Raw genomic sequence first — 24231 nt, 5'->3', positions numbered from 1 at the left:
ATACATAGCGAATCGCGTTCCCACAACCCGTGAACGTCGAGAACTTCACATCGGAGACTCTCGTCAGGGGCCGAGGCGGAAGGGCCTTCACGTCCCTCTCTACTCCTAGAGACGCACCGGGCACAGTGATAGATGGCAATGCCCACCGATTCGTGATGTGGAGCGTGCCCAGAACCGCAGCGCGGACCCGCGCCCCGGTAAGTTCTGCGCCGGGCCCTCGGGGCGACCCAGGGCCGTCGGGGATCGCGGGCAGGGTGTTCGAGGGCGGGATCGCTTTCATGCTCACCGAGTGTTAGCGCGGCCAACGGGAGGCATCTGGGCACCTCACCCCCGCCCGTGTACTGTGACCTCCATGAATCCCCGCGCCCAGGTCAATACCGACGAGCAGCAGATCACCGCGGCCGACATCGCCCGCCTGGCCGGGGTCACCCGCGCCGCCGTGTCCAACTGGCGCCGCAGGCACGAGGACTTCCCCGCACCCAGCGGCGGCACCTCATCCAGCCCGCTCTTCCCCTTGGGAGCGGTGCGGGCCTGGTTGGAGAGCCAGAACAAGGGCGCCCAGGAGACCCCCGAGGTGCGATTGTGGAACACCCTGCGCGGTGAGTACCCGAGCAGCATGCTGACCGGGCTGGCCGACCTGGCCGAATACCTGGAAGGGAACGGCCCGGGCTCCTTGAGCGCGGCCGCCATCGAACAGGCCGATGCGTTGGCCGCCCAGACCTCCCCGGCCCTGGTCGCGCGAGCGTTGGCGGAGCGCTTCCTCGACTCCAGCGAACGCGCGGGGGCCATCACCACCTCCACCAGCCGACTGATTCGAGCGGTGACGGCTTTGACCGATACCGGGGCCGCCAGTGTGTTCGATCCGGCGTGTGGAACCGGAGCGCTGCTGTTGGCGCTGGGGGCCAAGGACGCACGACGTCGGGGGCAGGACACCGACGTCGACGCGGTGCGACTGGCGGCCGCTCGGGCCCGGCTCGAAGGGCTCGACGCCGAGTTCGCGAGCGGGGACTCGTTGCGTCAAAACCGGTGGGCCGAGGAGCGCGCCGAGCTGGTGGTGTGCGACCCACCGCCGGCCACCACCGACTGGGGGCGCGAGGAGCTGTTGATGGATCCCCGGTGGGAGTTGGCGCTACCGCCCAAGGCGGAGGGGGAACTGGCCTGGTTGCAGCACGCCTACGCGCACACGGCGCCGGGTGGGCGGGCGGTGGTGGTGCTGTCCACCTCGTGCGCCTACCGAAGGACCGGGCGGCGCATTCGCGCCGAACTGGTGCGCCGGGGGCTGCTGACCGACGTGTTCGCGTTGCCTGCCGGGTTGGCCTCCTCGCACGCCCAGCCGGTCCACCTGTGGGTGCTGCGGAGACCGGCGGGGCCGGGCGACGCGGCCACGACGGTGCGGATGTGGGACCTGAGCGGGATGGACCCGGACGGGGAATGGCAACGGCCGGAGCGTCCCGGGGCCGAGGTGGAGCTGATCGAGCTGCTCGGTGAGGAGGTGGACCTGTCACCGGGGCGGTACCTGGCCCCGGACCTGGAGGAGTTGCCGCAGGCGCTGGCGCGGGCGCGGGCCGAGCTGGAGCGGGTGCTCGGGGAGCTGGCGGAGGCGTTGCCGCTGGTGGACGAGGGCCCGGTGACCTGGCCCGAGCAGCGGGTTCGGATCGGGGACCTGGTGGACGCGGGGTTGGTGCGGCTGGAAGGGGAGCGCCCGCGCGCGGTGGACGAGCGGTTGGACAGTGACTTCCTGGCCGGTTTCCTCACCGCGGCCTCGAACACCCGGCGGTCCACCAGTGCGAGTGGGACGTACCGAACGGACGCGCGGGCGGCGCGGGTGCCGAAGCTGGAAGCCGAGGAGCAGCGGCGTTACGGGGCGGCGTTTCGGGCGGTGGCCGAGTTCGAGGAGCGGGCGCGGGAGTTGGCGGTGCTGGCGGAGCAGGCGGCGGCGTTGACCCGGGAAGGGTTGACCTCGGGGGTGTTGGTGCCGGGAGGAGATACCCAAAGACGCTGACGTTTGAAAACCGCTCAAAGCTGTCTGGGCCCCCTTCTCCGATGTCATTATCGAGGACGACACCGGAGAAGGCACATCAGCAGACGTTTCCAGTCGTGGCGTCGAGCGCGGCCTGTCCCTGCAGGCCATGGTCGGTTCGCCTCAAAAGGCTGAACGGAGGAACGGCGGGCTGAGCCGTTGCGCCGATCCTTTGCGATAAAGGGCGGCCGGGCGACCGGTGGGCTGGGGGCGCTGTTCTCCCGTGGGCTCGACGAAACCCTCCGTCTTGATGATCTTGCGGCGGAAGTTGCTGGGATCCAACTCATGGCCCCACACCGCCTCGTAGACGCCGCGCAGTTCGCTCAGTGTGAAGACCTCAGGGCAGAAAGCCGTCGCCACGGTGGCGTACTCAAGCGAACTCCGTGTCCGTTCGAGGGCGTCATCGAGGATGCGCGCGTGGTCGAAGGCCAAAGATCCTGGTGTGCGGAGCAAACCGGCCACCGGAGCCCAGTAGGCGTGTGCGGCGTCGGTGCCGCCCACCGGAGTGGGCAGGTCCGGCCCCAATGCCAGGTAAGCGATCGTGACCACCCGGCCGCGGGGGTCGCGCCCCGGGTCCCCATAGGCACCGAGTTGTTCCAGATGCAGTCGTGCACCTTCAATGGAGGTCTCCTCCCACAACTCCCTGTGGGCTCCTTCGTCAAGGGTCTCGTTCGTCCGTACCCTCCCTCCAGGCAGGGCCGAGCGGCCCAGGAAGGGCTCGGCACCCCTCTCCACCAGCAAAACCATCAGATTGTCGTTCCTGATGGTGAAGATGGCCAGGTCCACGGTCACCAGGGACAGCTCGACCCCCACGGACCCCTTCAAACGATCGCCCACGACTCCCCCTAAAGGTCAACTTGACTTAAACAAGATTCCTTCTTATGGTCACCATGACCTTAACTCAGTCGACGCAAGGGACGGCATGAGCACCCTCCATGCAGCTCCACGTCAGAAAAGCCCTCCGCGACCCCCGAGCGACGCCACGCGCCACCTGTGCGCGGGCGTCTACGCCGACGAGAAGTTCCGTGACATGGTCATCGGGGAAATCGCCACCGCGTCCTTTCAGCGAGTGGCGCCCTCCTATGGCTTCGACCTCGTCCCCGTCATGCATCACGCCTGGCGAGCCACTCACTTGGGAGCCGTTCCCCGGATCGCCATCGTCTTTGCCTTACTCACCCCGCTGATATGGGGACTCAGCGCAACATCAGCCGTGGTCGCCTGCGGCCTCGTTCTTCTCGTACTCCTCCGGCACGCACTGCACCTCTCGACAAAGATCGCCAACGAGAACGAACCTCCGCTCAGAAATCGCAAACGTAAGGTGAAACGCCGTTTCTCCCTGGAGGGGTGGCGCTGGAAGAAAGAGACCAGACAGCTCAAGCACACCGGAGTGTGCGCCCTCGCCGCCATGGCATTCATGCTCCTCTTTATCGGCGCTTCCCCATCCCAAGGGCAACTCGGCCTGTACCTGTTGGGCGTGATAGCAGCCATCACGTTCCTCAGCGCCACCGTGCGCCAACTATGTGTCAACCACATTCAGAAGGCGTCTCGACTACGGCCTCACAAGCTCTCCCGCCGCGAGCAAAAAATCGACGAACAGCAATATCACGACTGTGTCGTCTACCGGCGGCCACAGCACAGCAGCGAGCCGACAGACGAGCTCGCCTCGTTTCCCTTGTTCGGTGAAGAGTCACCGTTCATCGGAGCAGGAGAGGCGGTATACCAATGGGATCCGCCCATGAACGTGCAGTTGCTGCGTCCGACGGAGAATGAGAATGAACCACTACACAAACGAGAGCACGCCATCCCTCCGTTTCGCGCCCACGAGCTGGTGGAGCGACTTCACCAAAAGGTCAACGAACTCCGAACAGACGAACCGAACGTACGACTCCCCGTTGAGGTTAGAAACCGTGTCTACGCGGCGGAAAGCGACCTATCGAAGGATAGGACCCTACTCAGCCCTGCCGGAATCGAACCGGATCGTATGCGCGCACTCATCAACGGGGAGGACGACAGCGCGCTGCACTTCATCGAAGTGAGCGTACCCAGCCACGGCTCTGAACTCGTCACCACCGTGTTCTTGCACGTCAAACTCCAAGGGCGCACACTCACCCTCTTCTGCGTCGCCTGTGCCCTTACCCGTAACCCACGTGAGTTCCAACGCGTCAAGGAGTACGGACAGAACGGGAAGAGGGCAGTTCTGGCCGCAGGGGCGCAAGCGCTTCTCCGTCTCCCCCAGGAAATATCCGACTGCCTACGACTCCCCCTCTACCCCTATTACCTGACCAAATCTCTTCTCCTGGGTTCGGACCGAACTCTACGCCCCAGAAGGAACATCGAGATCGGCAGCAAGGTCAGTGCCCGAGAAGAACATGCTCAGGAATGGCGACAGGTCCAGTTCGATCAGGCTCAGGTCCTCAGCCACGTAAAGACCGTAGAAGAGCGCATGCTCGGTGCGATAAGCGACTTCCTGCATGAGAACAACGTCGACAATTCCGAGTTCGACAAACGCGCGAAGAAGTTGGTACAGAACAGTTTCAACATCGGCAGCAACACCACCATCTTGGGCAGCGCCGTGGGGCACGGCGCGTATTCAACCAACACCAGCGCAGACCACAACAAAGGCGTCTCCGCTCCCTCTGACCATGGAGGACACCAGTGACACACGGAAACTTCCACCTAGGTGAGAACACGCAGATCAGCAACAGCGCCATCGGGCACGGCGCCCAGTCCATCAGCACCACGGCCCCGGTCCCGGGCCCTTCATCGGTGCCTGCTCCCGGAGCCGTAGAGAAGCAGCGCTGCGATGTCGGCGTCGTCACGATCCTGTCCAAGGAGATGCATGCCGTCATCGAACAACTCGGACTGGTCACCGACAAGCACCCCGACGGTCTGTTCTTCGCCACCGGGGAGGTTGTGACCGAGAGCGGCACCGTCACCGTGGCCGCCACACAGACCCACAGCCCTGGCCAACGCTCGGTGATGTCCGCTCTGGACCACCTGCGTCACCACTTCGACCCGCGCCTGTGGATCCTGGTCGGGATAGGAGGTGGTCTTCACCCCGAATACGCCAGGATCGGCAACGTCATCGTCTCCACCCGAGTCGTCTACTACGAAGCGCGCAAGATCAAGGTGGGGGGCGAAATTCAGCGCAGAGGAGAGGAGCGCCAAGCACCAGCACGGGTGATCCACTCGGTGAACGCCTTCTTCACCGACCACGGGGAACCGGCGATGATCCGGGGACAGGCCGAGGGCCATAGAAAACGGACCTTTGAAGTGTTCCCTGGGCTCATCGGCTCCGGCGAGGCTGTCATCGCCACCCCTGACGGCGAGATCCGTGAATTCCTGTCGTACTACAACGACAAGATCCTGGCCGTGGACATGGAGTCCGGTGGACTCAGCCAGTTCTGGCAGGAGAACTCGGTACGCGGTGAAGGAAACCCGGGCTGGGTCGTGGTGCGTGGCATCTCCGACAACGCCGACCAGGAAAAGAACGACGACAGCCATGACCTTGCCGCCCACAACGCGGCCCACACCGTCCGGAAGTTGCTGCCCTACCTGTGCTGATCCCGGTCAGCACCATGACCGGGAAACGGACCCACCCCATGACGATGGAGTTTCCATGACAACCTTCCTCCTCGGTGTGCTCAGCTCTCTGCTCGCCACCGCGACCCTCGTGGCAGCGGGGTGGGTCCGTTCCTCTCGACCACGGTGGTGGCTGGCAGGCATCCTGGCCAGACTCACCGGGACCGGAATCGTACGCCTGTACCGTGAACAGCGCTCCGCCGAGCAGGACATGGCACACGACCTGACCCGAGCCAGGTGGGTACGGATCATGGCTGGCAGAGGAAACGCTCTCACCCGGGACGTGTTCTCACCTTTGTGGACAGACGGTGCCGGCCGGTCTGTTCCGGTACAGGTCCTGTTACCCGACCACGAAGCCCAACCCGGCGTCTGGTTGGCCCGCCGAGAGAAGGACCTCGGACGGGCCGACCCGGGCTTCGGCCAAGGACTACTCAAAGCACAGGTACGGGCGAACACCGACTATCTGGCTGAGGTCACCCGGCAACGTTCCGGGATCGAACTGAGGTTGTTCGACCTTCCCAACGCCTTCCGCATCGTAGCCACGGACCGCGCCGCCTACCTCACCCTCTACGGCAGGCACGCGCATGGCCGGCATTCCCCCTGCCTTTATGTACGCGCACCCGGAGTGCTGTACGACTCCGTACTCGACCTCTTCGACTCCGTCTGGGCCGGAAGCTTTCCCGCATCCAGCGGCACACCCCCTGGCTCTGCGCAAGAAACGTGACTCATGACTCCGGTCCCCGGCTTTTCGGCGTCTGAAGGGTGAAAGATCCCGCAGCGGTTCTTCAGAGGAGGAGACACCGTCAGGAGAAAGGTCCACGGCTCTGCGGGGCGTCGGTCATCGACTCCAGAGGTGAATACCAACTCGAAACCGTCTCTGCGCAGGATGTCCGACGACTGCCGTGTCAGGTTCAACTCCTCAGGCTCCCGGCAGTCGTCCCTGCGTACGTCGGCGGGGCCCAAGCACCGCCACTGCGGTGTAGCGCTCCCTGGACGAGCCGAGGTCGTAGACCCTACCTCTCACCTCGTCGATAACGGACTCACAGCCGGCCAAGCCCTTGCTCCCACAGTGGACAGCCGGTCCGTGGTGTGCCGCGAGCCCCGGCGTCCACGCCCGGGAGGCACCCCTCGATGGACAGGTCAGAGTCCACGATTCCGTCCCGTTTCCGGACCCCTGGGTCACCAGATCGCCGCCTCGACGGGGGTGGGGTAGCGTCAGGGCCGAAAAAGACAGCGGGTGAGGGAGCAGCGGAACGTATGGCCGAAACGCGCGGCGGACGCCTGTTGGACGGACGTTACAGGCTCAACCCCACGCCGTTGGCCCGTGGTGGGATGGGTGAGGTCTGGGAGGGCCGTGACGTCCGGCTGGGCCGGGAGGTGGCGGTCAAGTTCATCCGTTTCCCCTCCGACGCCGACGCCGACGAGCGCGCCGAACTGGTGCGAAGGTTCGTTCGAGAGGCCCGCGTCACCGCCGAGTTGCAACATCCCGGGGTACCGACGGTGTTCGACATGAGCGCGGAGGACGAGGAACACCCCTACCTGGTGATGCAACGGGTCCACGGGGTGAGCGTGTCCGACCTGCTCGCCGAACAGGAGCGGATGTCGGTGGGGTGGGCCAGCGGGGTCGCCGCCCAGGCCTGTGCGGTGTTGGCGGTGGCCCATCGTGCCTCGCTGGTGCACCGGGACCTCAAGCCCGCAAACCTGATGCTGGAACCCGACGGCACGGTCAAGGTCTTGGACTTCGGACTGGCCGTGGCGCTGGGGCGCTCCGACATGTCGCAGATCACCAGGGACGGACACACGCCGGGGACGCCCGCGTACATGGCACCGGAGCAGTTGTTGGCGGGGACCACCACTACGCTCAGCGACCTGTACTCGCTGGGATGCACCCTGTACGAGATGCTCACCGGGCAGCGGGTGTTCACCGCGCCGACGTCGTTCGCGGTGGCCTCCAAGCAGGTCGGGGAGGAACCGAGCGGGGTGCGGAAACTGCGCCCGGACGTGCCGGTGGAGCTGGCCGAGGTGGTGGGCGCTCTATTGGAAAAACGCCCCGAGGACCGGCCGGTCGGCGCCGTGGAGGTGTACGAGCGGTTGATCGGATTCACCGAGGACCTGGAACCCATCCCGGGGATCTTGCATCCGCCCTCGCTGCCCAGCCCGCAACGCATGTACGGAGCGGCTCTGTCCCGGGTCTTCTCCAAGGAACGCACGCAGCAGCCGAACCTGTAACGAGTGGACAACCCGGGCAGCGTGTCCCCGCTGTCCGTTCCGGGCAGGCGTTAGTTTGGAATCGTCCTCGGCCCCACCTCGAAACCCCCGGCCGCCGTTGATTCCGTCGTTGTGCACCCCCTGAACCGCTAGGACGACCCCGTGGCCCGACTCGCCCTCCATCTGGACCTGCTCAAGGAGTTCGCCGACCTCGAGAAACCCGTGCGCGCACGGGTGGGCGAGGTGTTCGCCAAGTTCGAGCAGGCCACCCATGCCGGCCTGCACTTGGAGAAGATCACCGGCGCCCGCGACGACCGTTTCCGCACCATTCGGATCGACCAGTTCTACCGCGGGGTCGTTCTGGCCCCGGACAACGGTGACACCTACGTCCTGCTTCAGGTACTCCCCCACGATGACGCCTACGAATGGGCCAAACGCCGCAAGGCGACGGTGAACCTGGCCACCGGTGGTATCGAGATCCGGGACGTGGCCGCCTTGGACGCCAGCCTGCCGCACATGAAGCGGATCGCACAGAACGCGACCGAGCTGCTGTTCGACCACGTCAACGACGCCGACCTGGAACGGCTGGGCATCGACGAGCACACCTTGCCGCTGGTGCGAACGTTGACCGGCACCTTCCAACTGGAGGCCGCGCGCGGTCTGCTACCGCCGGTGCAATGGGACGTGCTGTTCGGATTGGCCAGCGGGCTGTCCCCCGAGGAGGTGTGGGCCGAACTGGGCTCGGCCATCGTGGAGGGGGTGGACCCCCAGGACCTGGACGCCGCGGTGGAGCGCAGCTCCGACCGGGTGCTCCTGGTGGAGGGTCCCCAGGAGCTGATGGCGGCGCTGGAGCATCCCTTCGACCTGTGGCGGATCTACCTGCATCCGGTACAACGATCGGTGGTGGAGGCCTCCTACCGGGGCCCGGCCCGGGTGAGCGGGGGTCCGGGCACCGGGAAGACCGTGGTGGCGCTGCACCGGGCCCACCGCCTGGCCCGGGCGGGGGGACGGGTCCTGCTGACCACCTTCACCTCCACCCTGGCCGAATCGTTGGAGGCGAACCTGCGCCTGCTCGCCGAACACGACGGGGCCGGCGACGCCGAGGAAGTGCTCTCCCGGATTCGGGTGGAACACGTGGACCGTTCGTCCCACCGAATCTTCCGGGAGGAGCACGGTCAGCCCGCCCTGCTCCAGCCCCCACACGAACGCCGGTTGTGGGAGCGGGTCATCGAAGAGCTGGAGCTGGACCTGTCCCCCGCTTTCCTGACAGAGGAGTGGCGACAGGTGATCCTGGCCCGCCAGGTGGAGTCCGCTCCCGAGTACCTGTCCGCCAAGCGTGATGGACGCGGTCGTGGCCTGACGGCCCTGCAGCGGGCCCAGGTGTGGCAGGCCATCTCCGGTTTCCAAGATCTTTTGCGGGAACAGGGTCTGTGGACCTACGAGACGATCGTGGAGGAGGCCGCTCGACTGTTGGCCGCGCGCGAGGATCGCCCCTTCGATCACGTGGTGGTGGACGAGGCCCAGGACCTGCATCCGGGACAGTGGCGACTGTTGCGCGCCGCCGTGGCCGAGGGCCCCGACGACCTGTTCATCGCCGGTGACACCCATCAGCGCATCTATGGACCCCGAGTGAGCCTGGCCGAGGTCGGTGTGAACATCCGGGGCCGCTCCACCAGGTTGCGGATCAACTACCGCACCACCGCGCAGATTCTGGGCTGGAGCCTGGGGCTGATGCGGGGCGAGGCGGTGGACGACATGGACGGGGGTCTGGACTCGGTGACGGACTGCCGCTCGGAGATGCGCGGTTCCGATCCGGTGCTCACCGGACTGACCAGTGCCAAGGCGGAAATGGAGCACCTGGTGCGCACCATCGGGGAGTGGCACGAGGCCGGTGTGCTCTCCGGAGAGATCGGTGTGGCGGCCAGGTCCAACCGGTCGGTGGAACACGTGGTGGCGGAGCTGGAGCGAGCCGGTATCCCTGCGGTCCCCTTGGCCAAGGGGCAAGCGGCCACGGACGCGGTCTCGGTCGGCACCATGCACCGAATGAAGGGCCTGGAATTCCGCTGCCTGGCGGTGGTGGGAGCGGGTGAGGGCCAATTGCCCGCGCCCAAGAGCGTGACACCCAAGGAGGAGGACCCCGGCGCGCACGCGCGCGACCTGCTACGCGAACGCAGCCTGCTCTTCGTGGCGTGCACTCGCGCCCGTGAACGACTCGCAGTGAGTTGGCACGGCCGGCCCAGTCCGTTCATCGACGCGATCTTGACCTGATTCTCGACGACGACCCCTGACGAGAAGGACGGACCCATGGCGAAACTGTCCACGCTCCTCGACCAGATCGACACCGGAACCGTGTTGCTGCCGGAATTCCAGCGAGGTTACGTCTGGAATCGGGACCAGGTACGCGGCCTGATGCGGTCCATGTACCTGGGGCACCCGGTGGGAAGCCTGCTGTTGTGGGAGACCTCCGCCGCCGAGACCGCCGTGCGAGGGGGCTCCGCGGGAGGCGGTGGCACCCACCTGCTGTTGTTGGACGGCCAGCAACGCATCACCTCCCTGTACGGGGTGATGCGGGGGCGCGCCCCGGCCTTCTTCGAAGGTGACGCGTCCGCCTTCACCGGGCTGCAGTTCAACGTGGACACCGAGGCGTTCGAGTTCCACCGCCCCTTGAAGATGAACGACAACCCTCACTGGGTGGACGTCACCGAACTGTTCCGGCAGGGTCCGGTCCCCTACCTGGCACGCTTCGCCGACGATCCCGATCTGGCCAACACCTACCTGACCCGGCTCAACCGGCTGTACCAGATCGGTGACAAGGACTTCCCCCAGGAGGTGATCACCGGGGCGAACTGGACGACCGACGCGGTCGTGGAGATCTTCAACCGGGTCAACTCCGGTGGCACCAAGCTGTCCAAGGGCGACCTGGCCTTGGCCAAGTTGTGCGCGCACTGGCCGGAGGCCCGCTCCACGATGCGTGCCAGCCTCAACCGTTGGTCGGAATCGGGTTTCCACTTCACCCTGGATTGGCTGCTGCGCAACGCCACCGCCGTGGCGACGGGTCGTGCGTTGTTCTCGGCGCTGGACAACGTGGACGTGCCGGAGTTCCAGCGGGCGTTGAAGGCCTCCGTCGATCACGTGGGCACCTTCCTGGACGCGGTCTCCGGACGCCTCGGCCTGGATCACGACCGAGTGCTGATGAGTCGCTACTCGTTCCCGGTGGTCGCCCGGCTGTTGGAACTCAACGGTGGCCGATTCGACGATGCGGCCCATCGGGACCGGGTCCTGTACTGGTACGTGCACAGCGCCCTGTGGGGGCGGTACGCCGGTTCCACGGAGACCTTCCTGCAGTTGGACTACGACGGGGTCGCCGAGTCCGGGATCGAGGGCGCCATCCGCCGTCTGTCCCGCTGGAGGGGCGGCAAGCTGGAAGTGTTGCCCGACGACTTCGAGGGCTCCACCCGAGGATCACGGTTCTACCCGTTGCTGTACATGCTGACCCGGGTCCAAGGCGCTCGGGACTTCGGCAGCGGACTGGAGTTGAAGGCCGAATCCCTGGGTCGGTTGTCCTCCCTGCAACTGCACCACGTCTTCCCCAAGGGCGTGCTGCGTGACTCCTACGATCGCGGACACGTCAACGCGATCGCCAACTTCTGCTTCCTCACCCAGCAGAGCAACTTGGAGGTATCCGACCGTAGGCCCGAGGAGTACTTCCCCGAGGTCGAGGAGCGTCATCCCGGGGTGTTGGCCTCCCAGTGGATTCCGACCGACCCGGACCTGTGGAAGGTGGAGAACTACCTGGACTTCCTGGCCGCGCGTCGGGAGCTGTTGGCACAGGCCGCGCAGAGCTTCCTGGAGGAGCTGGCCACCGGTTCACGCCCCACCACGGAGGAGCCGCTGAGGCCGGTCACGGTGCTGTCCGCCGAACCCGACGACGCCCGTTCGGTGCAGGTCCAGGAGATGGTGGACGAGCTGCTGCGTCAGGGGTACGCCAAGCCGGAGCTGGACGCCGAGATCAACGATCCGGAGCGCGGACGGGTGATCGCGGAGGCCGAGGCGTTCTGGCCCGACGGTCTCCAGCACGGTCTGGGCAAGCCGGTGGTGTTGGAGTTGGACCCCGATCAGGCCGACCTGCCCCGGCTCCAGGAGCTGGGCTATGAGGTGTTCACCTCGGTGGACTCGTTGCTGGGGTTCGTCAACCGCCTGCGGCAGGCGGCCGCCGGGGAACCGGACAACCAAGAGAGGCAGGTCCAGGAACCGCAGGAGGATTCCGGTGACGATCCCCGGACCGCCGACTTCGGGAAGGCGATGTTGAACGTGTACGAGCGGGCCAAGTCGGAGGCCGACTACACCGCCTCGTTCTTCCTGGGCATGATCTCCGAGCTGGGTCCGTTGGGCACGGCGCGCAAGCTGCTGAACGCCCCCGCCGTCTCGGACGGGTTCGCGAACCTGTGGGAGCGGGGCCGGTTGGACCTGACCGTGGAGGCGCTGGTGCTGAGGCCGGAGTACGCGCCTCTGTTCACCCAGGAGGAGCTGGGCCGGGCCCGCACCCGCTTGGAACAGTTCGGGTACCGCATGCTCGACGACTAGGTTCCGAGACCGGGTCACCGACGGCGAAGATCCGCTCAGCGGCCCGGGCGAGCCGGTCGGCCAACTCCATGAACACCGCACCGCGCGAGGGGCGCCCGGTGGCCAGGCGACGCAGGCGAAGGGTCCCGTCTCGTCTTGACCGGGTCCCCTTTGTGCGGGGACGCCCTTGCCGGACCGAGCGGGGAGAGGTTGCTCCCGCGCCCATGCGTGCGCGGAGGCCACGGCCTGCACTCGGACGGGGACCCGAGCCCGATCAGTCCCACCAGAAGTCCCAGACAGGCCGGTCGATCAGGAGCTCCGCGTAGTCCTGCAGCCGGTAGGGAGGATTTTGCAAGACGTTGTCCGGGCAGAACGCGAAGTGTCCGCCCGCCACACGCAGGGCCTGATCGAGGTCGGCGGGTGGGGCGGCCACACTCAGGGTCAGGGTGGCGAACCCCATGCCCAGGACACGCGCGCCGAAGCGGCGTTCCCAGTCGGCCACCACGCAGGCGAACACGGCGGTGTCGTTGTCGTGGTTGAGCGGACCCATCCATCCGGACGCGGTCATCGCCTCGGCCCCCGATCCGGCCCGGACCAATCCCAGCCTGGAACCGGCTCTGTGCTCCATGAGGAGTTCGGCGCACTCGGAAGCCGTCTCTTCGGCTGCTCCTGGCCGGACCTCCCGAGCGGGCGCGCGTCCCGGCCAGAGTTCGAAGGGCGCGGTCTCCAGGGGGTTCGATGGGGCCACACCGTCCTCGACATGGGCGTAGTAGTTCCACCAGGTGGTGAGTAGTTCCTCCGGGTCGTGCTCGGTGAGGTGGGAGAAACAGGAGGGGGACAGCTCCTGGGACTCCCAGGGGCGGTGGGGTTCGTGGTGGTGTCCCTCCAGCAACAAGGGCCACAGGCCGGAACGAAGATGCTCGGCGAGCATCCGGGACCACAGGCCGGGCGAGGCCGGGGCTTCACTCAGCCACAGGACGGGTTCCTCTTCTTCGGAGGAGACCATGTGGCCGGCGGGAAGCCGGAGGGACGATGTTTCTCGAAGGTCCATGGTCATCGACCGTAGAGATCCCCTCCGACGGTTTCCGGTAGGCGGGAGGAAACACCCGGCTCCACCTGGCGGCCTCACTCCGTCGGGAACGAGGGCGAGGATCGAGGCTTCTACGTCTGGACGCCGAGCAACACCGAAGCCGCCCCCCGCAAGGATCCCTGGGTGCTGGTCTCGCGCGGTGGCGGCAGCGACGAACCGGCACCACACGAGCGCCCATCCGACATCGACGCGCGGCCGAAGTGGGCTGCGCCCAAAGGATCGATGGCGGCTGAAAGGCCGGACGCGCGTCCGCCGCCGCGTCTTCGTTGACTCTCGGTACCGGAGCGCACGATGACGTTCGCGTGCCGGAGTCGTGGTTTCCCATGGATTCCCAGCGGTTCTCGAAGTCCGACCGCGTGCGTATCAGAACACGAATACCTCTCCAAACACGTCCAGGCGCCAAGACCCGGCTCCGGGAAACACGCGGGGCCGGGTCTTCTCGTTGCTCACAGGACCCTCAGCACCACCAGGTTGCAGGTGATGTTCTCCTTGAGGTGGTAGACGCTCTGTGGGGTGCTCTCCTCCAGGCGCACCGCTTTGGCCCCTTGGAGTGCCTGGACCTTGGCCTTGTATCCGGAGGGTTCCCAGATCCGGTCCAGCACGGTGACCACCAGGGGTGCGCCCGGGCGGGCCACGCGCACCAGTTCGTCGAAGGCCTCGGGGCCCACGTGGCCCGAGGTCATGGTGCCTACGCAGATGACCGCGTCGTAGGAGTCGTCCCCGGCGGGCAGGCGCCGGGTCAGGTCGGCCTTGCCCAGGTCACGGTAGACGCCCTTGGCCCGGGCCTCCTCCAGCATCGCCGTGGACAGGTCCAGGCCGTCGATGACCTGGAATCCGTGCTCGGCCAGGGCGGCGCCGACCAGGCCGGTGCCGCATCCGGCGTCGAGGATCTCGGCCCGAGGGCGGCCATCGAGCAGCCGGCTCAGGCGCTCGGCGGCGTGGGCGGGGGCGGCGTAGCCCATCCCCTCGGTGGTGTCGTGCTCGTAGGTCGCGGCCCACTCGTCGTAGGTGCCCTCGACCTCTTCGGGGCTTCGTAGGGCGTACACACGGTCCAAGATCCTGCGGTGCTCGCTCATGGATCGGCCTCCCTCACCTTGAAAACGGACATCGACCCTCGTTGGGACCATATAGGCCCGGGTCGCCAGGGTGGGTGGCGAGGGCCACAGGGACGACCTTCCATGGGTGGTGACGTTCGCCCCACACGGGGAAGATCCCTGCCATGACCGACATCTCCCCGGACGACGAGACCAAGGCCGAGCGCACCCCCCGAGAGTGGCGGATCGTGTGGCGCCACCGCTACGGGCTGGTCCTGGGACTGGTCGTGGCGCTGATGCTCGGCGCGTGGGTGGCCCAGAGCGCGGCGCGCCCGATGTTGTGGCTTCTGGGTGCGCTGACGGTGGCGGCCCTGGTGTGGTGGGGCCGTTATCGATGGCGGGTGGCCCGAGAGCGCGAAGCGCTGGAGCGGGTGGACCTGTCCGAGGTCGACGCGATGACGGGCGTGGAGTTCGAGGAGCACGTCGCCATGCTGATGCGGGTGCACGGCTACACGGCGGTGACCGTGGTGGGCGGGGCCGACGACGGCGGGGCCGACGTCCTGGGACGTGCTCCCGATGGTCGAGAGGTCGTGGTGCAGTGCAAGAGGTGGAACAACCCGGTACCACCCAACGACGTGCGCGCCTTCATCGGAGTGCTGCACAGCGGATACGAGGGTTATGAGGGGATCTTCGTCTCCTCCTCCGGCTTCACCGAGGCCGCCGTGGACCAGGGCGAGGGCCACATGGTCCTGGTGGACCGGGAGGGTCTGGCGCGATGGATGAGCGGTGTGCGGGTGCCGCAACCGCCTCGAAGGTGAGTGGGAGCCCGCTTTCGACGAAGAGTCGTTTCCGGCGGATTCCACGAAGTTCACGCAGGTCGGGGCGTGTTCTGGGATCGTGGAAGCTTCCCGCCCCAAACCCTTGGGATACCAGATTCGGGCGCTGCTTGCGATTCTGAGACAGTTCCCGATCCTCCCGGTCTTGCTTGCGACCCGGGAGAGGGGACGCATGGGGCCCCTGTTGGATGGGGGCCTCATGGGCCCCGAACCCCACGGGGCCGGTCCGGTCCATGGAGCCCCGAGTGTCTCCGGCAGATTCCCGTGTTGGCACCCCCGTCACTCGTTGACGGGGGTCAGCGGTCGCTCGGGGTCCAAGCAGGTCGCCTCTCAGCGGTACCGGCAGCGCGAAGGCCACCCGATACGGGGGTGGAGCGGGCCGGGGCGCCTACCCGGGCAGGGCGAGGAGACGGTGACCTTCGGTGGCGGCGGGCCGATGGCGCAGATGACGCATCGTTCGACGAAGGCACCCCGAGAGGGACGACAGGGCGATCAGGAGGAACTCCGAACATGGGGCGGCCAGGCGATGTCGCTCGGTCATGCGCCCGCGGTGACGGGCCACGTGTGTTCGCACGGCCGCTTCCAGGAAGGGGCGTTGCCGGCTTGAGGCCAGGGGAAGCGGGTGTGCCTCCGGACGAGCAGGGTGGCCGCCGGGACTTTCAGCCCAAGACCTCCAGCAGCACGATGATCAGGGCGATGACGAGCATCGCCGCGAAGATGAAGTAGCAGCCCACGTTGCCGGTGGCTCCGGGGTCACGGGTGGGACCACGGTGGATCTCGGTGCTCTTTCCGGGCTTGCGCTTTTTCTTCTTCTTGGCGGCCACGGGTGTGTTCTTCCGTCCTTCTCGGGGGATGTCGGGGCCAGAGCCTGCCATGGTCGGTGCCCAGGGGGCAAGTCCTGTTCAGGTGTGTTCGGGTTCGCCCTCGGTGTCCGCTACGTTCCTGGGGGCCTGGCGGGCCCAGTAGGTGGCCACGAGCGCACCGGACATGTTGTGCCAGACGGAGAACAGGGCACCGGGCAGGGCGGCGAGCGGCTCGAAGTGGGTGGCGCCCAGACTCGCGGCCAACCCGGAGTTCTGCATCCCGACCTCCACGCTCAGGGTGCGACGGGAGGTGTCGGGCAGGCGGCCGAGCACACCGATGAGGTAGCCCAGGGCCAGGCCGAGGGCGTTGTGCACGATGACGGCCACTCCCAGCACGAGACCGACACCGAGCACGGCCTGGGCGTTGGCGCCCACGATCCCGGCCACGACCAGCACGATGCCGGTGACCGACACCAGGGGCAGCACCGGCAGGACCTTGCCGACGGCGCGGTCGGCGAAGGTGCGCAGCGACAGTCCGGCCAACACCGGGAGCAGGACGACCTGGAGGATGGACACGAACATGTCGGCCACCGAGACGTTCAGTGTCGACCCGGCCAGTGCCAGGACCAGGAGCGGGGTGGCCAGCGGCGCGAGCATGGTGGAGATCGACGTCATCGCCACGGACAGGGCGACGTCGCCGCGAGCCAGGTAGACGATGACGTTGGAGGCGGTGCCTCCTGGTGCGGCGCCCACCAGGACCATGCCCACCACCAGCAGCGGCGGCAGGTTCAGCAGGTGGGCGATGCCCCAGCCCAGCAGCGGCATGATCGTGTACTGGGCGGCCACCCCGAGCAGGACGGCCCCGGGGTGCTTGGCGACGATCGCGAAGTCCACCGGGCGCAGGGTCAGCCCCATGCCGAACATGATGACGCCGAGCAGCAGGGACACGTACGGGGTGATCAGGGATGCCTGGGCCGGCATGGCCAGGCCCACCGCTGCCCCCGCCAGCACCAGCGGCGCGAACCACCTGCCGACGAATCCGGCGATCCGTTCGATGACCTTCAACGTGTTTCCCTTCCCGGGTCGGGGGGCTTACTCCGGACGAACCACGACGTTGTTCCCGTGGCCGGTGGTCGGTGCTCGATGAGGTGGCTGGACGCGAAGGTCCTCCAGCAGCGTCCGCATGAGCGACTCCTCGAAGACGGCGTGGCCGCGTTCTCGCATGGCCGTGGCCAGGTCCGGATCCCAGGGGGTGGGGCGCGCGTTCCCTTCGAGCCGATGCCGTTCCGCGCAAGGGTGCGCCAGGTAGTCGGCGGCGCTCATGCGCCATGGCCGGGCCCCGTAGCGCTCCGTCATCCGCAGGGTCATCGCCATGCCGGGCCAGTCGAAGTCACCGTGGTAGCGCAGATGGGCCCCGGCGGTACGGGCGGCCGTGGCGAGCCGGTGGAAGGCGGCCGAGGGCCAACCCTCGGTGCACAGCAGCGGAGCCGCCCGTGGTCCCAGGTCTTCGGCCGCTTGGCGGAGTACCGCCGGGTTCTCGCACACGTGGATCACGCGCGCGATGGGCCTGGGTGGGAAGCGCACCAGCTGGTGGAGGGTCACCTGGAGTGGGACACCATGTTCGGCCGCCTCCCTCATCCACGCCCCGAGCACGTCGCCGTGCGCGGGCAGGTTGAGGACCAGCACACGGCTGGCCAGGTCGTCCTGGACCACGTCGTGTTCCTCCCACAGGGCACGGCGTTCCTCGGCCCCCTCGGGGCGTTCGCGGCCCGATCGCTCGGCCAGGGCCGACTGGACGAGCGTGGCCAGGGGACGCCCGTGGTCGAGGGCCTTGGTGTCCCCGGTGACCTGGACGGCCAGGTGCGGCAAGAGCAGGGGCGCGCTGTCGGTGTCGTGGGCTTCGATGGCCTCCAGGACTCGAACGGCGTGCCCGAGGCCGTCGGTGTCGGCTCTGTTGACCCGTTGGGTGATGGCGCTTCGAGTTCGGCGATCGTCGAGCCAGGCACGGAACCAGTCGGTTCGGTACAGCGGACTGGCCAGGGCCGGGGCGAGGACCTGGGCCCGTAGTCGTCGTTCCTCTTCTTGGACCCGGCTCTTGAGCCGTAGTGCGGGCCCCAGGGTCTCCAAGAGTTCGAACAGGCCGATCCCGTAGCCGTTGCGCAGGACGGTGTCGAGCCTGGCCAAGTCGACCTTCACTCGATCGGGCCTGCTCGTTGGAACACTGCCCAAAAGACCTTGGACGTGCGCGACCTCTTGTTCGGTCAGGCCTTTGAGGGTGAAGGTGCCCTGGGGCTGACCGTCGCGGTTTTCCAGCTCGGTGCGGGCCTTGCTCAGTAGCGCGGCGTAGTGGGGGCCACGGAAGCGGTCCAGGTTCAACCGGTGCCCTCCACTTCGGCCAGGAGGGTTCCGGCGGTGGAACGGGGGACCCGCCGGGTGGGGGTGATCCCGAGCAGTTCGGCGGCCAGCTCCTCGTTGCCGGCGAACCCGGCGTCGGCGTCCAGGGTCTGTTCGCCGTCCCAGAGCATGAGCATGGCCGAGACGATGCTTTTCGCCTTGTCGTGGTGCATGTCGTAGTGCGCGGCCATGGGGACGCTGTCGTAGTGCACCCACAGGTCGTGGCCGGTCATGAACATGTCGAGGTCGAAGGTGACGGTCAGGCCCATGAGTTCGGGCTTGTAGCGGTCGTCGATGCCGGCGAACGCCTCGTCGAGGGCGACCACGCGCGGGCAGGTGGCAAGGGCCGAGGTGTACAGGGCGTTGGCGGCGGCGAACAGCGGCAGGTGGATGGCGGCGGACTTCTCACCGCCGGACATCTGTTCGTGCTTGTTCTTGGTGAGGGTGACCTCGTCCTTGCCCGGCACGGCCAGGCGTAGTTCGAACCGGTACCAGGTGCGGTAGTCCAGCACGGCGGACAGCACCTGTTTGTGGCCGGCGCGGGGGTGGGCGGCGTGGTGGTCGCGGATCATCTGCCGCAGGAGGGTGCGCAACTCCCCCAGGCCGCGGGGGCCCAGTCCGGCGCTGTCGTGGCGTGTCAGCTCGGTGGCCCTGGCCTGGTGCTCGGTGAGCGCTTCCGAGCGGGACCAGCGGATGCCCACCCGGGTTCCGGAGGACATGGGGCGGGCGCGGGTGTCGCGGTCCATGGCCCGCACGAGCTGTTTGGCGGTACGGATGCGTTCGTGGATCTGTTGGGCGATGCCGCCGAGCAGTTCGTCCTCCAGGACCCCGCGTTCCTCTTCACGTAGAAGCGCGCCCTGTTCCTGGACGCGTTCGGCCACGGCACGGGTGAAGACGGCCACGGGGGTGCGGCCGTTCTCGTCGTTGACGTGCACGGTGACCAGGCCGCCGGCACCGACCTCGTGGTCGACGCGGTAGCCCTCGGCGTCACCGCCGAGCGCTTCTTGGAAGGTGCGCAGGGCCTGGGAGAGGCGGGTGCTCGCGCTTTTGAGCTCGCCCTCGGAAACCTCGGTGGAACCGACCTCGGCGGCCATGGCCTCCATGAGTTCCACCGCGCTCGTGGGCAGGGCGTCGCCGACCGTGTCGATCCGCCCGGTGAGGAGTCCTTGGGAGGCTTCTTCGGCATCGGGCCACTGGGCGGGCGCCGGCCAGGTGGCGGTGGAGTCCACCCCCAAGATCATGCGTACGTCGGGCCGGGCGAGTTCGGCCAAGGCCCAGGCGTGTTCCAGGAGGGTGTTCAGGGCCTGGGTGAGTGCGCGGCCGCCACTGTCGCGCAGGGTCTCGGAGCGCACGGCCAGGATCTGGGCCCGTTCCGCCTCCTGCTCGGCTTCGTCGACGCGTCGCCGCACCGTTCGGAGTTCGCTTTCGACCCTTTCCATGCGCTCGAGAAGTTCACGGGCGGGTGCGTCGATGGCCTCTTCCAGGGTGGCCAGTTCCGCGGCCTCACGGGTGTGCTGTGAGTGCTCGTGTTCGAGTTCGGCGCGGTCCCGTTCCAGGGCTTGGGTCAACCGCTCGATGGTATCCCGACGTTCGTCGAGGTCACGGGTGTACTCGGCGATGTCGGCGCGGGTGGTGTGCAGGGTGTGCGCCGTTCGGAGGAAGGCTTCGACGGCCGTGGCGATGGCGTCGACGTCCTCGGCCCGGGTGGGCATGGTGCGTTCGGCCGCCACCGCGCGGACCCGTCGGCGCTGCGCGTCGACCTGGGCGATGGCGGCGTCGAGCTCTCGCTTGGCCTCGGCTCGGGCACCGCGCGCCGCGGCCAGCAGGGTGGAGTGGTGTTCGAGGGTGCGCACGGCCTTGGCCACGTCGGTGGCCCGAGGCAGGTCCTGACGGGCCCGGTCGAAGTCCTTGAGTCGTTCTTGGGCCCGGGTGAGTCGTTCGTCGAGCTCGGAGCACCGGGTGGAGAGCTCACCGATGCGCTCGTCCCAGGTCCGCAGGCGTTCGCGGCGGCGTTGGGCGCGGTTGGTGGCACCGATGAACTCGGCGACGGGTTTGGGGTGGGCACCGACCAGGGGGCCCAACCGGAAGCGGGCCCGCTCGTCCACCCCCCAGGGGGCCTGGGTGCCGGCTTCCGTGCTGAGGGGGATGCTGGACAGCAGGGTGGAGATGGTGTCGGTGGGCACGTGTTCCTGGGTTTCGGGGACCAGGACGTCGGCCAGGGTGGGTCCGTTGGACGGCACCGCCTCGGGCAGCAGGTAGGCGTCGGCCTCGCTCTGGGCGAGGGCCTCGCGGGTGAGGTCGGGGTCGGGGTGGATCCAGGCGGTGAGCAGCCCGGCACCGTGCAGGGCGCCTTCGAGAGCGGCGGCCCGCTCGGTGGGGAGGTCATCGCGGAAGCGGACCAGCCGCCACAGGGGCGCACCGGGGCGATCGGCGCGGGGTGCCGGGCGCAGCGGGTCGGCCGGTGGGTCGTCGTCGCGTTCGGCGGCCACGTGGTCGCGTTCGCGGCGGGCCTCGAACAGCCTTCGACCGAGGTCCTCGCGTTCGGTTCCCAGGCCCTGGACGTGGCCGGCCGCTTCCAGGCGTCGTTGGTGCACGTGTTCGTCGAAGACCTGGGCGAGGGTGGGGGTGCCGGGTTCACCGTAGGTCTTCAGTGCCTCGTGCAGGCTTTGGGCACCTTCGGGTCCGATGACCTCCCAGCGCTCGGACCAGTTCCGCAGGGCCTGGGCCGTGGCGTGGCGAAGCTCGGACAGCTCCTCCTGCGCGGTGAGGCAGGCGCGTTCGTGCTCGTCGAGGGTCTTTTCGGCCCGGGTCACGGTGAGTTCGGCGCGGGTGCGCTCCGCTTCGGCCTCGCCTTGGTCGCGCAGACGTTCGCGGACGGCGCGGACGTCGTCGAGGCGGGCACCGGCCCGGGCCTTGGCGGTTTCGATCAACTCGGTGCCGGTGTCGACGTCGCCTTCGGCGTCGTGGCCGATGCCGGAACGTTCGGCCGCCTCGATGAGTCCGGTGCGCAGCTCCTCGGCGTGGGTGAGTCCACGCTCGACCCGGTCGGCGACGCGGGTGGCTTCACCGTTGAGCCGGCCGATCTCCTCCCGTTGTCGGTCCACCCGTTCTGTCCGGGTGAGGATGCCGCGGGCGCGTTCTTCGTTGGCGCTTCGCCTGAGTCGGAGGGTCTGTTGGTCGCGGAAGGTCTCGTGCCGTTGGAGGGCGTCGTGTTCGGCGGTGAGCCGGTCCTTGGTCTGGGCCGCCTCCTTTGCTCGGGCACGTGCCTGGTCGCGATCGGTGAGGGCCTGTTCGAGGTCCTTGACGGCGGTGGTGATCTCGCGCGCGTGGGTGGTGGCCCCTTCGATGGAGGCGTGGACCCGGGACACGCGGTGGCGGGCGTTGACGGTGAGGTAGTCGGAGTAGACGGTGCCGAAGGTGCGGGCGGCCTCGTGGGAGGCGGTGGCGGCGGCGAAGCTGCTCTGGACGGCGGCGAGGTTGGCGAAGTCGCGGGCGGCCTGGTCCACGAGGGTCTCGTCCAGGGGACTCAGGCCGCCGGTGAGGGTGTGCGAGACCTTCTCCGGGTCCAGGTCCTTGGCCAGGAGGGGACGGCGCAGGGCCAGCAGCAGGTCCAGGAGTTGGACGTAGCGATCACCCAGACCGAACAGGCGGGCGTCCACGGCCTTGCGGTAGTCGGTGGCGCTGTTGTGGTGGGCGTCCTCACCGAGGACGGCCTTGAGTTGGCGTTCGGTGAGGGGCCGGTTGTCTTCGGACAGCAGCCCGAAGTCCACGCCCAGGCGCTGATCGGTGACGAAGAAGGAGGGGGTGACGCCGTCGCGGTGACGGTGGGCGCGCAGACCGATGACGAGCGTGACGGTCTCGGTGCCCTCGGGTTCGTCCTGGTCGCGTTGGCGGGCGAACTCCATCCACACGAAACCGTAGGCGGACTCCTCGCCCCGGTAGAGCAGGTTGGACTTCATGGTGCGGTTCTGGCCGCTGAACGGGTCCAGCCTGCGGGCGTCGGTGTAACCGTCCAGGACGAAGGGGAACAGCACCTCCAGCGCCTTGGTCTTGCCCGAGCCGTTGTGTCCGCGCAGCACCAGACGTCCGTCGGCGAAGACGAACTCTTCGTCCCGGTAGTCCCAGATGTTGACGATCCCCGCCCGGTTGGGTCGGAAACGGTCGCTCCTGCGGGTCATGGCGCTACGTCCTCGGTTCCTGGGTCGAAGGTGCTCTGGGCGTCGGTTTCCGGTGCCGGATCAGGGGGCTGTTCGAAGTTCGGGGCGGGATTCGATGTGAGCGGGCCGAAGGGCAGCAGACCGGTGTCGGGGCGTTCGGGTAGCGCTCCTTGGATGTTGCGGTAGCGCAGTGCGGCGGGGGTGACCAGGACCCCGCCGGGGACGGGGCGGACCAGCGACAGGTCACCGAGCAGGTCCAACGCGGCGTCGAGCAGGCCGTGCGGGTCGTTCTGCCAGGCGGCGGTGAAGGACGCGGAGCCGAATTCTTCGAACAGGTCGGCGACCATCCCCTCCAGCCGCTCGCGCTCCACCAGGGGCACCGTGGCCGGTTCGGCCGGGTGCGGTGCGTGTTCAGGGCGTTGCCAGGCCAGTTCCGCCACGACCCCTTCCCGGGGCAGCGCGGCGTCCACTCGTGCCACCAGGTCGGCCTGCTCGTGCAGCGGGCCCGGGGCGGGCAGGTGGGTCAGGGCCGCCCAGGACTCCTCGAAGTGGTTGGCGATCTGGGCCAGGAGCAGTCCGGCGGTGCGGGTCACCGCTCCTCCCCTACCGGGGAAGGCGCGGTCGGTGAAGTTCCCGGCCGGGTCGGCCAGCAGCACCCCTTCGGCCCGGCGTTCCACTTCGAGGCCGGTCAGGCGGGCCACCTCCTGGACCAGGCCCTTGGTGCGCAGCAGGGCCGCGACCTCGGGTTCGACGTCGGCGTAGTAGACCACCGGGTACTCCACCAGCAGGCGGCGGGCGCGCTGGGCCACCCGTTCGGGTGCGGTGTCCGGTCCGGGCGGATCGTTGAGGAGCCCGGCGGAGCTGTGCAGGTGCTGGACCGGGCGGCTGGGCCGAAAGAGGATCTCGCAGATCTCGTGATCGATGTCGAACAGGGCGTCGGCGTGTTCGCCCCCGCGCGCCCAGGCCTCCACCGACCCGTCGGACAGGTGCAGGGCGCCCCGCTCCAGCAGCCAGTGCGCCACGTCCACCAGGGCGGCCTTGTGGGAGGAGTCGGTGGGCTCGTAGCCCAGCCCTTGGATCCGGTTGGCCAAGGGGGTGAAGCGGCGTACCAGGTCGCCGAGGCTGATCTCGACCCGGGAGCGTTGGAAGGACGCCAGGACCAGGCACAGGTAGGCCAGGCGTCGCCGGTCGAAGGAGCGGCCCTTACGCGCGAACACCTGACGCTGGGTGGGGTCGAGCAGGTCGAGTTCGCGCACCAGGCGCACGTGATCGGTGGTGGCGATGAGCCGGTAGCCGAACAGGGCGCGCAGGTCCTGGGCCATCTGGTCGGCCCAGAACAGGACCTGGTCGAGCACGCCGGGGCGGGGCCGGGAGGCGGTGATGACGTCGCAGGTCAACACCCGGCGTACGGCCTGTTGGTAGGTGCCCAGGTCCACGTCGGGGACCCGTGGGCGAGTGGCTTTGGCCATCACTTCTTCTTTCCGGTCCGGTGGGTGCCGCGAGCGGCGATCTCGACGCGGAACCCGGGCAGGTGGAGGTCGCCC

The 24231-nt window shown here is 67.9% G+C and carries 17 protein-coding genes; 8 read left to right on the top strand and 9 right to left on the bottom strand.

From position 1 onward, the window contains the following. Nucleotides 1-352: 352 nt before the first annotated feature. Nucleotides 353-2002 (top strand): HsdM family class I SAM-dependent methyltransferase, encoded by a 1650-nt coding sequence (locus D472_RS0116020; protein ID WP_033304003.1) that lies wholly within the window; start codon nt 353-355, stop codon nt 2000-2002. 141 nt (nt 2003-2143) lie between these two features. On the opposite strand, the gene D472_RS0116015 is transcribed toward D472_RS0116020, so the two are convergent. Next, nucleotides 2144-2857: an NUDIX hydrolase gene (locus tag D472_RS0116015; protein WP_026117748.1), complete on the bottom strand. Its 714-nt coding sequence runs from the start codon at nt 2855-2857 to the stop codon at nt 2144-2146. Nucleotides 2858-2942: 85 nt separating this feature from the next. On the opposite strand from D472_RS0116015, the gene D472_RS0116010 reads away from it, so the two are divergent. The 6 genes from D472_RS0116010 to D472_RS0115985 all read left to right on the top strand — a co-directional run bounded on the left by D472_RS0116010 (nt 2943) and on the right by D472_RS0115985 (nt 12394). Continuing rightward, entirely contained in the window at nt 2943-4679 is a 1737-nt protein-coding gene (locus D472_RS0116010) for a hypothetical protein (protein ID WP_033303993.1), read from the top strand. Continuing rightward, complete coding sequence (locus D472_RS0116005; RefSeq protein ID WP_017605487.1) at nt 4676-5584, top strand: 5'-methylthioadenosine/S-adenosylhomocysteine nucleosidase family protein; 909 nt, start codon at nt 4676-4678, stop codon at nt 5582-5584. Before D472_RS0116010 ends, D472_RS0116005 begins: the two co-directional genes overlap by 4 nt. 55 nt (nt 5585-5639) lie before the next feature. Then, nucleotides 5640-6326, top strand: coding sequence for a hypothetical protein (locus tag D472_RS0116000; protein WP_017605486.1), 687 nt, complete (start codon nt 5640-5642; stop codon nt 6324-6326). A 533-nt stretch (nt 6327-6859) separates the two neighbouring features. After that, on the top strand, nt 6860-7831 hold the full coding sequence (locus tag D472_RS0115995; protein WP_017605485.1) for a serine/threonine-protein kinase: 972 nt from the start codon (nt 6860-6862) through the stop codon (nt 7829-7831). A gap of 141 nt (nt 7832-7972) precedes the next feature. Beyond that, nucleotides 7973-10078 (top strand): UvrD-helicase domain-containing protein, encoded by a 2106-nt coding sequence (locus D472_RS0115990; RefSeq protein WP_017605484.1) that lies wholly within the window; start codon nt 7973-7975, stop codon nt 10076-10078. Between the two features lie 36 nt (nt 10079-10114). Further along, nucleotides 10115-12394: a DUF262 domain-containing protein gene (locus D472_RS0115985; RefSeq protein ID WP_017605483.1), complete on the top strand. Its 2280-nt coding sequence runs from the start codon at nt 10115-10117 to the stop codon at nt 12392-12394. Nucleotides 12395-12647: 253 nt separating this feature from the next. Here D472_RS0115985 and D472_RS0115980 read toward each other — a convergent pair whose 3' ends face one another. Together D472_RS0115980 and D472_RS0115975 are read right to left on the bottom strand one after the other, a co-directional pair. Further along, complete coding sequence (locus D472_RS0115980) at nt 12648-13424, bottom strand: DUF4253 domain-containing protein (RefSeq protein WP_026117747.1); 777 nt, start codon at nt 13422-13424, stop codon at nt 12648-12650. A 485-nt stretch (nt 13425-13909) separates the two neighbouring features. Then, nucleotides 13910-14539, bottom strand: coding sequence for a class I SAM-dependent DNA methyltransferase (locus D472_RS0115975; RefSeq protein WP_017605481.1), 630 nt, complete (start codon nt 14537-14539; stop codon nt 13910-13912). 143 nt (nt 14540-14682) lie between these two features. Between D472_RS0115975 and D472_RS0115970 the strand changes: the two genes are divergently transcribed. Further along, a complete protein-coding gene (locus D472_RS0115970) occupies nt 14683-15315 on the top strand; it encodes a restriction endonuclease (RefSeq protein ID WP_017605480.1) in 633 nt (210 codons plus the stop codon). Nucleotides 15316-15721: 406 nt separating this feature from the next. On the opposite strand, the gene D472_RS28440 is transcribed toward D472_RS0115970, so the two are convergent. From D472_RS28440 to D472_RS0115940, 6 genes are all read right to left on the bottom strand, one after another. Continuing rightward, the gene (locus D472_RS28440) at nt 15722-15874 is read right to left on the bottom strand and encodes a hypothetical protein (RefSeq protein WP_161625112.1); all 153 of its coding nucleotides are present in this window, start codon (nt 15872-15874) and stop codon (nt 15722-15724) included. Nucleotides 15875-15992: 118 nt separating this feature from the next. Further along, on the bottom strand, nt 15993-16208 hold the full coding sequence (locus D472_RS27170; RefSeq protein ID WP_051046008.1) for a hypothetical protein: 216 nt from the start codon (nt 16206-16208) through the stop codon (nt 15993-15995). 27 nt (nt 16209-16235) lie between these two features. Further along, complete coding sequence (locus D472_RS0115955) at nt 16236-17201, bottom strand: bile acid:sodium symporter family protein (RefSeq protein ID WP_017605477.1); 966 nt, start codon at nt 17199-17201, stop codon at nt 16236-16238. A gap of 27 nt (nt 17202-17228) precedes the next feature. Further along, on the bottom strand, nt 17229-18512 hold the full coding sequence (locus D472_RS0115950; protein ID WP_017605476.1) for a TIGR02679 family protein: 1284 nt from the start codon (nt 18510-18512) through the stop codon (nt 17229-17231). After that, nucleotides 18509-22708, bottom strand: coding sequence for a TIGR02680 family protein (locus tag D472_RS0115945; protein WP_017605475.1), 4200 nt, complete (start codon nt 22706-22708; stop codon nt 18509-18511). The genes D472_RS0115950 and D472_RS0115945 overlap by 4 nt, the downstream gene beginning before the upstream one ends. Then, nucleotides 22705-24156 (bottom strand): DUF2398 family protein, encoded by a 1452-nt coding sequence (locus D472_RS0115940; RefSeq protein WP_017605474.1) that lies wholly within the window; start codon nt 24154-24156, stop codon nt 22705-22707. The genes D472_RS0115945 and D472_RS0115940 overlap by 4 nt, the downstream gene beginning before the upstream one ends. Nucleotides 24157-24231: the final 75 nt, after the last annotated feature.

Origin of the sequence: Nocardiopsis alkaliphila YIM 80379 (genome assembly GCF_000341005.1) — a bacterium.
Taxonomy (GTDB): Bacteria; Actinomycetota; Actinomycetes; order Streptosporangiales; family Streptosporangiaceae; genus Nocardiopsis; species Nocardiopsis alkaliphila.
Note: the sequence above shows the minus strand (reverse complement) of the source record. Positions and strands in the feature narration are given on the sequence as shown.

Bases quoted from the DNA above. Each gene is read 5' to 3' on its own strand.
- D472_RS0116020 (WP_033304003.1), top strand. From the start codon at position 353: ATGAATCCCCGCGCCCAGGTCAATACCGACGAGCAGCAGATCACCGCG.
- D472_RS0116010 (WP_033303993.1), top strand. From the start codon at position 2,943: ATGAGCACCCTCCATGCAGCTCCACGTCAGAAAAGCCCTCCGCGACCC.
- D472_RS0116000 (WP_017605486.1), top strand. From the start codon at position 5,640: ATGACAACCTTCCTCCTCGGTGTGCTCAGCTCTCTGCTCGCCACCGCG.
- D472_RS0115995 (WP_017605485.1), top strand. From the start codon at position 6,860: ATGGCCGAAACGCGCGGCGGACGCCTGTTGGACGGACGTTACAGGCTC.
- D472_RS0115985 (WP_017605483.1), top strand. From the start codon at position 10,115: ATGGCGAAACTGTCCACGCTCCTCGACCAGATCGACACCGGAACCGTG.
- D472_RS0115980 (WP_026117747.1), bottom strand. From the start codon at position 13,424: ATGGACCTTCGAGAAACATCGTCCCTCCGGCTTCCCGCCGGCCACATG.
- D472_RS0115975 (WP_017605481.1), bottom strand. From the start codon at position 14,539: ATGAGCGAGCACCGCAGGATCTTGGACCGTGTGTACGCCCTACGAAGC.
- D472_RS0115970 (WP_017605480.1), top strand. From the start codon at position 14,683: ATGACCGACATCTCCCCGGACGACGAGACCAAGGCCGAGCGCACCCCC.
- D472_RS28440 (WP_161625112.1), bottom strand. From the start codon at position 15,874: ATGACCGAGCGACATCGCCTGGCCGCCCCATGTTCGGAGTTCCTCCTG.
- D472_RS27170 (WP_051046008.1), bottom strand. From the start codon at position 16,208: ATGGCAGGCTCTGGCCCCGACATCCCCCGAGAAGGACGGAAGAACACA.
- D472_RS0115945 (WP_017605475.1), bottom strand. From the start codon at position 22,708: ATGACCCGCAGGAGCGACCGTTTCCGACCCAACCGGGCGGGGATCGTC.
- D472_RS0115940 (WP_017605474.1), bottom strand. From the start codon at position 24,156: ATGGCCAAAGCCACTCGCCCACGGGTCCCCGACGTGGACCTGGGCACC.